The organism is Candidatus Paracaedibacter acanthamoebae, assembly GCF_000742835.1.
Lineage (GTDB): Bacteria > Pseudomonadota > Alphaproteobacteria > Paracaedibacterales > Paracaedibacteraceae > Paracaedibacter > Paracaedibacter acanthamoebae.
The window spans coordinates 2,457,272-2,470,036 of sequence record NZ_CP008941.1; the positions used below are offsets into that span (position 1 = coordinate 2,457,272).

Here is a 12,765-nt window from a genome sequence, read left to right on the forward strand (position 1 = left end):
AAAAAGTCGAGGAGTGAGGTAAAGAATGTTGAGACGATTACTGGTTTTAATAGTGACAGGGCTGCAAATTATAGCACCGGTTCAGGCTGTGCCGACCGTCCGGATCAAAGATATTGTTAGCTTCCAAGGTGTTCGCAATAACCAGTTGGTTGGCTATGGTTTAGTGGTGGGTTTAAACGGAACCGGCGATTCTATCAGCTCTATTCCTTATACTCAGGAAAGTCTTGCCGGCATGTTGGAACGTCTGGGGGTTAACATTCGCAACGCAGAAGACGGCAAAATTAATCTATCCGGTAAAAATATTGCCGCTGTTATGGTGACAGCGACAATGCCGGCTTTTTCCCGTCATGGAACAAATATTGATGTGTCTGTTTCAGCACTCGGGGACGCAAAAGATTTGCGTGGCGGCACTTTGCTGGTTACGCCTCTTCTTGGGGCAGATGGTGATGTCTACGCCGTTGCTCAAGGGGCTGTGGCGACGAATGGCTTTAATGCCGATGCCAAGTCTGGGTCAAAAATCATTAAAGGTGTGCCAACGTCGGCTAAAATTGTTAATGGTGCCATTGTTGAAAAGGAAGTTGGATTTGAACTTGCTTCCATGCAACGAATGAATATTAGTCTTAAAAATCCAGATTTTACGACAGCGCAGCGCATTAGCGCCGCCATTAATCAAAAATTTGGGTCATTATCTAAGGCAACGGATCCCACAACAGTTAGCCTTATTATTCCAGAACAATACCGATCGGATTTGGTGACTTTCTTGACGCATTTAGAACAGCTAAATGTTCAGCCGGATCAGCCTGCCAAGATTATTATTGATGATCAGGATGGTGTTATTGTTATGGGTGAAAACGTCAGAATATCGACGATCGCGGTTACTCAGGGGAGTATTACAATCAAGGTTTTGGAAAATCCTCAAGTCTCACAACCCAACCCCTTTACCCAAGTTCAGCGGGCAACAATTGTGGACCGCAGTGAGATTACGGTGAAAGAGGAACAAGGCAAAATTGCGATTCTGCAGTCCGGTATATCTTTACAAGATTTAGTCAATGGCTTAAATGCCTTAGGCGCCAGTCCTCGGGATCTAATTTCAATCTTGCGCAGCATTAAAGCTGCTGGCGCAATCCAAGCTGATATTGAGGTGATATAATGAGCGTTCAAGCCAATCAATTTTCTACACTGCTCCATTCACACACCTCCTTGAAGCCGAAAAGTCACGTTGATCCCGCTGAAGCGAGGGAGGCCGCTCATAAATTTGAGGCAAGCTTTGTCAGCCATATTATCCAGCAACTCTTTTCGGGAAATGATAAGGGTTTGTTCGGAGGAGGAGAAATGGAAGTGATGTTCCGATCTATTTGGGCGGGCAAAATTGCCGAATCCATGCCTGGTAAGTTTGGTATTGCAGAAGCTGTTTACCCCATCCTCCTTAGGAATCAGGAGGCCCCAAATGTCAAATGATATTTACCAACGATTGATGGATATTACAGCCACGTTCGTGGAGTTGATTCAACAGGAGACAGCATTTTTAGAGGCCCATGATGTCCCATCAGCCCAAACCCTTTTACCCGAGAAGCAACGATTAGCTGAGATCCATCAACAGGTGTGTCAGGAATTCAATGCTCAAAATAGGATGGCCCAGTGTACAGTCGAAGAACTGCAGGCACTCAAAGAAACCATTGAAGTAATGCGGACCAGTTTGGTGGAAAACAAAGAAGCCCTTGATATTGCTCATAAAGTTCGGAGCCATATTATCAATAAAATTAGTCAGGCGGTCAAAGAAAACCAAGCTCCAACCTGTCACTATAATAAGGCTGCTCGGTTTCATGCTAATTCTTCGCCAGTTTCGATGCTGGCGTTGGATCGACAGATTTAGGAGAAAGCCATGACTGCCATTTCGACTCTGCTGTCAAAAATTCAAGCCGATCGCAAGCAAACTCAACTGACCTCAGCTAACATCGCGCGCGCCAATGTGGACGGCTATACCCGTAAGGTTGCTTATGAAGAAAAAACAGTGATTAACAACGCGGTTACTGGTGTTAAGCAAAGCCAGGTTGAGCGGGTTGTTGATCCAGTTTTGCAAAAAGAAGTGCGGACCCAAAACTCTAACCTGGGTAAAAGTGCTCGGTTACAGGAATACTATACAAATATTTCCCAATTGCTGGGTAGTAAAGGGGATCAATCATCTTTTGTCCATAACCTGAATAATTTTGCGGCGCAGATGACACAAGTAGCCTCTATTACCGACGGTAATAAGAAACGCGAAGCTGTCCAGCAAGCTGTAACTTTATGCAGTCAATTGAATAATATTTCTGATCATATTAATCAATTAAGAGGCCAAACAGATCAAGAACTTGCCAATGCGATCGATCAGCTTAACGAGATGATGACATCGATGGAAGATTTTAACCGTCAAATTGTGTCGCTAAGTATTAATAATCAAGATGCCACAAATCTTGAAGATGAAAGAGATTTAGTTATCCATAATGCAGCAGAGCTGTCTGGTGTAAAAATATATGATGGTCAGTTTAAAAATAAAACGTTGGCGTTAGAGAGTGGTGATATACTGGCAACCTCCACTGCAACGTTTTCTCTGAGTTATAATGCGGCCACATATGTTGCCCCTGGGGATCCTTTATCTAATATAACCAATGCTTTTGGAGTCAATATAACAAACACCTTTAGTAACGGTCGAATTTCTGGTTTATTAGAGTTAAGAAATAAGATTTTACCCGATATTCAAGCTGAATTGGATGAGTTAACGCGTGTGGTGCGTGATACCACCAATGCTTTACATAATGAAGCAGCAGCTTTAGGGGGCGATTCAACGTTAACGGGGCTGAGTCGTGCGCCAGGAGTTCCCGCGCCAGGTCAGCTTAGCGGCATAACTGATATTTCTGGTCAGGGTACCCTCCGGATCGGAGTAACTGATATTGATGGAACCTTATTGGATTATAAAGACGTGCCCTTAACCGATGGGATGACCGTCGGCGGTTTGGTTGCTAGTATTAACGCTACTCCTTATGTGAATGGTAATGCAGTGGGTGCTTTCACAGTGACCCAACTTGCTACAGGCGAGTTGCAAATCATTTCCACTACTAATAAAAGTGTGGCGATCGGGGCAGCAGGCACCGTTAAGCCAACCCTATCGGCAACGACAACTTATGATGCTACCAAGGCTTATGGTCTGTCCCACTTTTTTGGGTTAAATAATCTGTTTGATACAGGTAATCAGGTTGCCAGCCCAACTGCCCAGATTGGAATTGCTAATTCTATATCAGTTCGGTCGAGTATTTATGCAAATACCAGTAATTTGTCGATAGGTCGATTATCCAACCTGATACCAGCGCCCACCGGTAAGGGTCTGGGCTTAAGAGCAAATGATGCTACTGTTGCTCTGGAAATTGGTGATACCTTAGCGGGAGGTACATTGAATTTTTTAAATGCCGGGGCGCTTAAGGCCTCTAATATTTCGACCACGGAATATGCGACAAGAATTATGTCGTTGGTTCAATCTGATATTGCCCAAAGTAAATCCACCCAGCAAATTACACAGCGGGTATATGATGAATTAACCACCTTAACGCAACAGAAAAGTGGTGTAGAGCCTGCCGAAGAAATTATGCGCGTTTTTGAATTAACAAATAGTATCAACCTAGCATCCAAGTCCTTAAACATTGTGACATCAATGGAAAAAGACTTGATCCAAACGCTGTCCAGGTAGGGAGATTTTTGAATGACTAATTTACCTTATCTTAGTGCTTCCCAGTATAACCAATCCACAGCCTTGCGTAATGAACGTTCCTTTCAGGCAGCAGCAGCAGAATTGACCAGTGGTGGGATTGCCGATGGATATTCAGAAGTTAAAAATGTTCAGCAGTTTGTAGGCCAAGAGCTTATGTTGAATTTTGTCGAAAGTTATAAAGGCAGTGCTGTCTTAAATAAGGAACGGATGGGCTTTGTGTCGACACAAGTGGCAACCATGCGGGATATTGCAGTTGAACTTCAGCGTCAAGTGTCTCAATTGCGCAGCTCGCCTTTGGCTAAACCCGAAGAACTTTCTACCTGGTGTAATGATAAACTTGATCAGCTGACCTCTATCCTGAATGGTCGGTTTGATGGGAAATATCCTATGTCAGGTGATGCTTCTAATGTTCCATCAACCAAAGATCTTCGCTCTTTACCGAATATGGGACTAACAGACCCCGTGGATTCCAATCTTTATTACTTAGGAAGTACCGCGAACATCAAATTTAGGGCAGATGATAATACAATTGTTGAGACCAATGTGAGAGGGGATAACCTGGGGGTAGCAGAATTAATTTTTGCCTTGCGATTGTGTATCACCTTACCTGCCGCTGAAAAGGACGATCGCCTGAAACGGGCTAATGACCTTGCTCTTCAAGCGCATGAAGATCTAGTTGTGGTCAATGGCCAACTCGATACCAATATAAAAACTCTTGATGGGGTTCAAGATTCTTTACTACAGCTTGAACAAAAGCTTACCGAAAACATCAAAGAAATTGGATATCGAACCCAATCAGAAGTTTTAAATGATTATGTTCAAAGTAAAACACAGGTGGAACTGACGCGTTACGTAACGACAAGTTTGCTTAATTCACTCAAAGACCTCATTCAACAAATGCCGGCTTAAAAGGAGATTTACATGAATTGTGAAACATTATCCATACCAATGACAAATCCTCATCTATCGGAACGTCGGGTAATTATGCCCCAAGGTATTATTGGATTTGGGGATATTCAGCATTATACTTTGACACCATTGGTTTTGGGGGAGGGAACAGGTCTCTTTTGGGAACTGCAAAGTGTTGAAGATATGGATACCTCCTTTATTCTAATGTCGCTGCCGCGCTTAAAAATTGGTGAGACGACTATATCCGACTTAGATTTTGCAGCGGCTATTAAGCACCTGGGAATCAATCCTGGTGATGTCGAAACGTATTTGATTATTTCCATTGAGATGGACGCGAGGGGTGAAAAAACTGTCACTGCCAATATTCGGGCCCCTTTTGTATTTCATTCTGCAAGTAATAGAGGGTGGCAAGTTGTCCTCAGTGATCCTAAGTACCCGATGGCACAAGTTATTTAGTCCTGCCGGAAGAAAAGTTCTCGGCTATGCTTGGTATACTTTTCTTCCTTATTTCCTCTGTCAGCGACGACGTTTTAGAACGATTGTTTTTTATAAGCGAGATAACTTGCCTGCCGGCCGGCATTAATTCCCTTTTGTTCATAGCGGGTGATATACCAGTGCTCAGGGCGTTGATAAACTGATTCTCGACCGTGTTGATCGGGCAGAAACTCTGGACATTTGCTTAAAACGTCTTGCATCCAGTCGGCATAGTCTTGAATATCGGTTGCCATGACTAATTCACCACCCACTTTAAGAACGCGGGATAAATCTGCGATTGTTTCATCACTGACAATCCGGCGTTTATGATGCCGTTTTTTATGCCATGGGTCCGGGAATAGAATAAAAATGCGATCTAAGACGGCATCTGGTAGAGACTGCAACAACACCCGAGCATCATCAATCACAACCCGAACATTTTCTAGTTCAGCATCCTCAATATAACCTAACAGTCCAGCAACGCCCGTTATAAAAGGCTCACACCCAATAAAAGCTTGAGCAGGAGACTGCTGGGCTCGCCAAGCCAAGTGCTCGCCGCCCCCAAACCCAATTTCTAAAGTATATCCTTCAAAACCCGGCATAAGCTCTTTTAGGTTCAGTGTTTTGCCAAAGTCGACATGCAGCTGAAGGGAAGGGAGTTCTTCCTCTAACAGCCGTTTTTGATTAATTTTTAAAGGACGGGCAATTTTTCGCCCCCAGATTTTTCGATGATGTTGAGCCATTTTGAAGTTATTTAAAGCATTTTGATAAGTGATTCTATACTCATCGGCAGGCAAAAACCAGGAATTTTAAAAGTGGGATGTGATCTTCAAGGGGGATATCTTGTTAGGGCAAGTTATTTTGCAGAATTCTTTATTGAAAGGCTGTTTTTTGATGATTCTGAGGAAGCATGTGGTATAATGAATTATTCAGAACAATCTTGTACTAAAGCCTTATATGTGCTAAATAATTCAGTAAAGATTAGTTAAAATTATTGGGATTGCCATGGACTCCATACCGCGCTCCGGTAAGCTAACATCTCTGGCGGGACGTTATGCCAAAACACTTTTTGATTTGTCAGTTGAATCAAAAGAGGTATCAGCTATTGCGATCCAATTTGCCGACTTCTGTAATTTTATAAAATCCCACGACAACATTCAGTCTCTTATATTCTCTCCTGCTTTATCGCGCCAAGAACATGCCGCTGTCTTCAAGGAAATCTGTCAAAGATTAAAACTATCAATAACCTTGACTAATTTTATTATCATTCTTGCTGACAATAGACGACTTAATTTTATTTTTAGTATTCAAGAAATTTTTCAAGAGCTCGTTAATCATAGTGAGGCTTTGACACTTGCTGAAGTTGTCTCTGCGGTCCCTTTGACGAAACCGCAGCAGGAAAAAATTTCGCAGATTTTGTCGACCCATCTGTCGGGCAAACTTGCAATTAACTACACGACGAACCAAACCCAGTTGGGGGGAATTCTGGTGCGTATAGGCAATCAGATCATTGATCTGACGCTTGCCAACCAACTTAATCATTTAGCCAATGCGATGAAAGGAAATGCCTAATGGAACTCAAGGCTGCAGAAATATCCGCTATCTTAAAACAAAAAATCAAAGATTTTGAGTCTAAAGTTGATGTTGCCGAATCGGGCCGGGTTCTGTCTGTTGGAGACGGTATTGCCCGGGTTCATGGTCTCGACAATATTCAAGCGGGAGAATTAGTTCAGTTCGCCGGTGGATCGACCGGCATGGCTCTCAATCTTGAAGCTAATAATGTTGGTGTTGTTTTGTTCGGTGCCGACAAAGAGGTTCGGGAAGGCGATACAGTTAAAAGGACAAAGAACCTTGTTGATGTGCCGATTGGTAAAGGATTATTAGGACGTGTGGTCGATGCTTTGGGTAACCCTATCGATGGTAAGGGTGAGATTCAAGCTGAGGGGCGGAGCCTTGTGGAAAAAAAGGCTCCTGGAATTATTAAACGTAAGTCAGTTCATGAACCAATGCAAACGGGTATCAAGGCCGTTGACGCTTTGGTTCCGGTTGGGCGTGGACAACGTGAATTGATTATTGGTGACCGTCAAACAGGTAAAACTGCCATTGCGATTGACGCCATTATTAATCAGAAAGAAGCCAACAAGGGAAGGGACGAAAGCCAAAAACTCTATTGTATTTATGTGGCGATTGGTCAAAAACAATCCTCTGTTGCGCAGCTGGTTAAAACGTTACAAGATGCGGGTGCCATGGATTATACCATTGTGGTATCTGCAACAGCCTCTGAACCAGCGCCTATGCAGTATCTAGCGCCTTATACCGGCTGCGCGATGGGGGAGTACTTCCGCGACAACGGGATGCACGCCTTAATCATTTATGATGATTTGTCTAAACATGCTCAGGCTTACCGCCAAATGTCCTTGCTTTTGCGCCGTCCACCAGGACGTGAGGCTTATCCCGGTGATGTTTTCTATTTACACTCTCGTTTGTTAGAGCGGGCAGCAAAATTAGATGATGCTTATGGAGCAGGATCCTTGACAGCTTTGCCAATCATTGAAACTCAAGCGGGTGACGTTTCAGCGTATATCCCCACCAACGTCATTTCCATTACTGACGGTCAAATCTTCTTAGAAACTGAGCTTTTCTATAAGGGAATCCGTCCTGCAATTAACGTTGGATTATCTGTTAGTCGTGTCGGATCTGCCGCCCAAACAAAGGCGATGAAACAGGTCGCTGGTAAAATTAAATTGGAACTGGCTCAATACCGTGAAATGGCGTCTTTTGCTCAGTTTTCTTCTGACTTGGACGCATCTACTCAAAAATTGTTGGCGCGGGGAGCTCGTCTGACTGAACTCTTAAAGCAACCACAGTATTCTCCCTTAAGTGTGGGAGAACAAGTTCTTTCAATCTTTACGGGTGTACGTGGTTATTTAGATAGTATTGAGCCAAAGCATGTGAATAAATTTGAAAAAGAATATCTGCAAGCTCTTAAGGTTGAACATCCCAAGCTCATTGCTGAAGTGAATAAAACCGGCAAATTGACAGACGATCAAGAGAAATTGCTGATTGAATTTACGGATATCTTTGCTAGAAACTTTATGGCCTAATGGGGAGATTTACCGATGCCGAGTTTAAAGGACTTACGGCTTAGGATCAAAAGCGTTAAATCAACGCAGAAGATAACCTCAGCTATGAAAATGGTCGCAGCGGCTAAATTACGCAAAGCTCAGGAAAAAGCGATAGCTGCGCGACCCTATGCGCATGCTTTGGAAAAAATTCTTGTGAATGTGCTCAGTCAACAGCCAGAGTTGCCCAAACCACCACTCCTGTTGACCGGCAACCCTGATAACCCGGTTCATCTGATTGTTGTCGTGACATCGGATCGGGGATTGTGTGGAGGTTTTAACATTAATATTGGTCGGGATGTTAAGCAGCTGGTGCGCCGGTTGCAGTCTGAGAATGTTCCGGTTAAGATCCTGTGTGTTGGACGTAAAGGGCGAGATCTGTTGCGACGGGACTATGGTTCTTTAATTATTGATACGATCACAGATGTCGGTCGAAAAGGGGTCAATATTGACGAATCAACGCGCGTCTGCATGCACTTACAACAGTTGCTTGATGATAATGTTTGCGGTGGTATGACTGTTGTGTACAGTGTGTTTAAGTCTGCCCTGACCCAAGAGGTCACCCGTCGACAGCTTATACCATTAGTCGTTGAGGAAACAAATGATCGTGGCATTTTTGAGTTTGAACCGTCCCAAGAGGAATTGATCGAGCAGTTGTTACCCAGAAACTTTGCAATTCAACTTTATCAGATTCTGTTAGAAACCAATGCCAGTGAGCATGGGGCAAGAATGACGGCAATGGATAATGCAACGCGCAATGCAAGAGACGTCATTCGTCGCTTAGAGTTGAATTACAATCGAACACGTCAAGCCTACATTACAAAAGAATTGATTGAAATTATATCGGGTGCGGAAGCACTGTAACAGAGTGAGAGGAATTAGAATGTCAACACACAAATTAAAAGCCATCGATGGGGGCAAAAATGTGGGGTGCGTCACGCAGATCATTGGGGCGGTGCTCGACATCCACTTTGAAGAAAAACTGCCGGAAATTCTCAATGCTCTTTACATTAAGCGGGAAGATGGCACTCTTTTGGTGCTTGAGGTTGCTCAACATTTGGGTGAAAATGTTGTACGGGCGATTGCGATGGATACAACCGACGGTTTAGTTCGGGGGACGCAAGTTTTTGATACAGGGGAACCCATTAAAGTGCCAGTCGGTCCCGAAACCCTTGGACGTATTATTAACGTTATTGGTGATCCAGTGGACGAGCGGGGCGAAATTAAAACCACCACTTTTTTGCCGATTCACCGCGCTGCCCCAGAATTTATTGATCAATCTACAGAAACGCAGATCTTGGTGACGGGGATTAAGGTTATTGATCTTTTAACGCCGTATCCACGTGGCGGTAAAATTGGTTTATTTGGGGGCGCTGGGGTCGGTAAAACTGTTTTGATTATGGAATTGATCAATAACGTTGCTAAGGCTCATGGTGGTTATTCGGTTTTTGCTGGCGTGGGGGAACGTACCCGTGAAGGTAATGACTTGTACCGAGAAATGATTGAATCTGGCGTTGTGGACTTAGAGGGAACGAAATCAAAAGCGGCTTTGGTGTATGGTCAAATGAACGAGCCTCCAGGGGCCCGTGCTCGTGTGGCTTTAACGGGGTTGACCATGGCTGAATACTTCCGTGATGAGGAAGGTAAAGACGTCTTGTTCTTCGTCGATAACATTTTCCGATTTACTCAAGCGGGTTCAGAAGTTTCCGCCTTGTTAGGGCGTATTCCTTCTGCGGTGGGTTATCAGCCAACCCTTGGAACAGAAATGGGGGCTTTGCAAGAACGGATTACAACAACAAAGCGGGGCTCTATTACCTCCGTTCAAGCTGTTTACGTTCCAGCGGACGACTTAACGGACCCGGCGCCTGCAGCATCATTTGCTCACTTGGATGCAACCACCGTGTTAAATCGTCAGATTGCTGAGCTTGGTATTTATCCGGCAGTTGACCCGCTTGACTCCACCTCTCGTATTTTAGAGCCAACTGTTGTCGGTGATGAGCATTATCAAGTTGCGCGCGATGTTCAACGCGTTCTCCAAACCTATAAATCCTTACAAGATATTATTGCGATTTTGGGAATGGATGAATTATCCGAAGAAGATAAGCTTGTCGTTGCCCGGGCCCGTAAAATCCAGCGCTTCCTCTCACAACCATTCCATGTGGCAGAAGTCTTTACCGGGTCGCCTGGTGCGTTCGTTTCTCTCCAAGATACCATTGCTGGTTTCCGCGGTATCGTGAATGGAGATTATGATCATATTCCAGAATCAGCATTCTATATGGTTGGTTCAATTGATCAAGCTATCGAAAAAGCACGCAAAATGTCTCTCGAGGTTGCGTAAGTTTATTTAATGAGAGGATTGTTGATTCCAACAATCCTTTCTTCTTATTTTGTATGTCTGTCTATTTCCCATGAAAAAAAATTTTCCGCATCGACTGCGTGCCTTTTCTTTGATTGAAGTGTCAATTGTTTTAATTATTATTGGTCTAATTACAACGGCTGTTTTTAAGGGGCAGGACCTTATAGAATCTGCGCGAGCTCAAGCAACCTTGGAGGAATTGAATCGGATTAAACTATCGGTTCTGACTTACCGAGATCACTATGGACAGTGGCCAGGCAATGATACAAAAGCCCATTTACGGTTTGGCTCAGGCGTGAATAGTGGCGATGGACGCGGTTTAATTCATGGGGCTGAATGCATGCAAGCCTGGGCTCATCTCAAAGCGGCGGGGCTTGTCGACTCTGGGGAGCCACCTGCGTCTAAACTTGGAGGATACATTACCTTCCTGAGCAATCCATCCTCCCGCTATCCTGGAAATTGGCTGGCCCTTTCGATGGCTTCTGATCGACTTATGGCGGCTTTGACTCCGAAGCAAGCGATGCTTCTTAAGTCAAAGGCCGGCGAGTCCCTCCCTGAAGAAGGGCATCTTATTGTGCAAAGTGCGCCAGGGCAGTCATTAGCCGCATGCCATAATGGTCAGGCTTTTAATCTGCAAAATAAAGCGCAGGCTTGCACTATCTTAATGAAGCTGCAATAGGGCAGGTCTTTATATTTATATCCAAGGTGCCTCAAAACCTTACACGGGTTCCTAGCTTTGAAAGCTATTGGAGATAACTTAGGAAGGGCATGCTCTTCATCGAATGCAAGAGTTCTTCCGCCTTATTGTATTTTGGTGTAAACTCTGTCTATGCACGCACCCTTATTATCTTTTGTCGGCCACTCTTCATTGCTCCAGACGGTGACGCTGGTGAATTTTCGTAATTACACCCATCGAACCTTTGATTTTCATGAGCCTATTGTTGCCTTGGTGGGTGATAATGGTGTGGGTAAGACGAATGTGCTTGAAGCGATTTCGTTGTTTTCATCCGGTCGTGGCTTGCGGTCAATCAAGTTATCAGAAATGAAAATGCTTCAGGCTGCGCAAGCGTGGGTAGTGTCAGCAAATTTTTCCTTGGGGGGAACGCCCGTTCCCTTTGGTACAGCCTTGGATTATTCGCCGTCTGGAACCGAACGTCGCTTGATTCGTATTAATCAATTGCCGGTCAAAAACCAAGCAACCTTAACAGAATGGCTAAATATTGTTTGGGTTACGCCGTCTATGGCGCGGTTATTCCAGGAAGCGGGATCTATTCGTCGTAAATTCATCGATCGAATGGTTATGGCACTCAATCCCTCGCACACAGAACGACTCAATCGGTATGAGCATTATCTACGAGAACGGAGTCAGCTTTTGCGTCAAGGGGTACAGGATGATCAATGGCTAGCAAGTATTGAGCAGCGTCTTTCAGAAGATGGTGTGGCCATTTCAATAGCCCGATCCCAATTGGTCCGACAGTTGACAGAAGCTCAGTCCAATGATTTTTCTTCGCCGTTTCCTCGATTTTTTGCTCAGATGGAAGGCGAGATAGACCAATGGTATCGCGACAGCACGGCCTTAGATATCGAAGATAAAATTCGTCAAGGGTTGCGGCAATCCCGGCCTCAAGATGCTATAACTGGCGGGGCTGCAATCGGTGCTCACCGATCGGATTTAGCTGTAACCCACTTGGGAAAACATATGCCAAGTGCCTTGTGTTCAACCGGGGAGCAAAAAATGCTGTTGCATGCGATAACCCTGGCTTTTATTCGATTGCTTGATTCTTACCGTGATCGGCTAACACTGTTATTATTAGATGATGTTGTGGCGCACCTTGATCAAGATCATCGCACCTATTTATTTCAAGAAGTTCAGACGATACTGGATAAGGGGGCTAATTTACAGATATTCATGACCGGCACGAGTGCTGGAGAATTCGCAAATATGGGTGCCGTCCAAATTATCCAACTTTAGGCCTAGTCGGCTATAAAATGATTTTTAGAAAGACCGCTCTTCTTCAGATCTGCCGCATGGTGGTATATATAATTTGTCTTAATTGTTATATTAAATTTTATTGTGATGCTGGTGGAAAATAATGACACAGTGGATTGAATTGTGTAATCTAGCTTAACAATCATCTTATTAAAAAATAGAGGGTATTTGA

Annotated in this window: 13 protein-coding genes; 12 read left to right on the plus strand and 1 reads right to left on the minus strand. The window is 44.1% G+C overall.

Going from position 1 to position 12,765, the window contains the following annotated elements; translation table 11 throughout:
• The first annotated feature begins 25 nt into the window (after positions 1-25).
• The 6 genes from ID47_RS11250 to fliW are packed head-to-tail and all read left to right on the plus strand — an operon-like array spanning position 26 to position 5,107.
• Entirely contained in the window at positions 26-1,150 is a 1,125-nt protein-coding gene (locus ID47_RS11250) for a flagellar basal body P-ring protein FlgI (RefSeq protein ID WP_038466677.1), read from the plus strand.
• On the plus strand, positions 1,150-1,458 hold the full coding sequence (locus tag ID47_RS11255) for a hypothetical protein (RefSeq protein WP_038466680.1): 309 nt from the start codon (positions 1,150-1,152) through the stop codon (positions 1,456-1,458). Before ID47_RS11250 ends, ID47_RS11255 begins: the two co-directional genes overlap by 1 nt.
• Positions 1,448-1,873, plus strand: coding sequence for a hypothetical protein (locus tag ID47_RS11260; protein WP_038466682.1), 426 nt, complete (start codon positions 1,448-1,450; stop codon positions 1,871-1,873). Before ID47_RS11255 ends, ID47_RS11260 begins: the two co-directional genes overlap by 11 nt.
• 9 nt (positions 1,874-1,882) lie before the next feature.
• Positions 1,883-3,721, plus strand: a complete 1,839-nt coding sequence (locus ID47_RS11265) for a FlgK family flagellar hook-associated protein (protein ID WP_038466685.1) — start codon at positions 1,883-1,885, stop codon at positions 3,719-3,721.
• Positions 3,722-3,733: 12 nt separating this feature from the next.
• The gene (locus ID47_RS11270; RefSeq protein ID WP_038466688.1) at positions 3,734-4,651 is read left to right on the plus strand and encodes a hypothetical protein; all 918 of its coding nucleotides are present in this window, start codon (positions 3,734-3,736) and stop codon (positions 4,649-4,651) included.
• Between the two features lie 12 nt (positions 4,652-4,663).
• Entirely contained in the window at positions 4,664-5,107 is a 444-nt protein-coding gene (gene fliW, locus ID47_RS11275; RefSeq protein ID WP_038466691.1) for a flagellar assembly protein FliW, read from the plus strand.
• A 74-nt stretch (positions 5,108-5,181) separates the two neighbouring features.
• Here fliW and trmB read toward each other — a convergent pair whose 3' ends face one another.
• A complete protein-coding gene (trmB, locus tag ID47_RS11280; protein WP_075261639.1) occupies positions 5,182-5,868 on the minus strand; it encodes a tRNA (guanosine(46)-N7)-methyltransferase TrmB in 687 nt (228 codons plus the stop codon).
• Between the two features lie 262 nt (positions 5,869-6,130).
• Here trmB and atpH point away from each other — a divergent pair, with 262 nt between their 5' ends.
• The 6 genes from atpH to recF all read left to right on the plus strand — a co-directional run bounded on the left by atpH (position 6,131) and on the right by recF (position 12,575).
• Positions 6,131-6,697 carry an ATP synthase F1 subunit delta gene (gene atpH, locus ID47_RS11285; RefSeq protein WP_038466694.1) on the plus strand — a complete coding sequence of 189 codons (567 nt, stop codon included), beginning with the start codon at positions 6,131-6,133 and terminating at the stop codon, positions 6,695-6,697.
• Positions 6,697-8,229: a F0F1 ATP synthase subunit alpha gene (gene atpA, locus ID47_RS11290; protein ID WP_038466696.1), complete on the plus strand. Its 1,533-nt coding sequence runs from the start codon at positions 6,697-6,699 to the stop codon at positions 8,227-8,229. The genes atpH and atpA overlap by 1 nt, the downstream gene beginning before the upstream one ends.
• Positions 8,230-8,244: 15 nt before the next feature.
• A complete protein-coding gene (locus ID47_RS11295; RefSeq protein WP_038466698.1) occupies positions 8,245-9,111 on the plus strand; it encodes a F0F1 ATP synthase subunit gamma in 867 nt (288 codons plus the stop codon).
• A gap of 19 nt (positions 9,112-9,130) precedes the next feature.
• Positions 9,131-10,585, plus strand: a complete 1,455-nt coding sequence (atpD, locus tag ID47_RS11300; protein WP_051908872.1) for a F0F1 ATP synthase subunit beta — start codon at positions 9,131-9,133, stop codon at positions 10,583-10,585.
• Between the two features lie 70 nt (positions 10,586-10,655).
• Positions 10,656-11,282, plus strand: a complete 627-nt coding sequence (locus ID47_RS12125) for a type II secretion system protein (protein WP_156956751.1) — start codon at positions 10,656-10,658, stop codon at positions 11,280-11,282.
• Positions 11,283-11,432: 150 nt separating this feature from the next.
• A complete protein-coding gene (gene recF, locus ID47_RS11310) occupies positions 11,433-12,575 on the plus strand; it encodes a DNA replication/repair protein RecF (RefSeq protein ID WP_051908874.1) in 1,143 nt (380 codons plus the stop codon).
• Positions 12,576-12,765 lie beyond the last annotated feature (190 nt).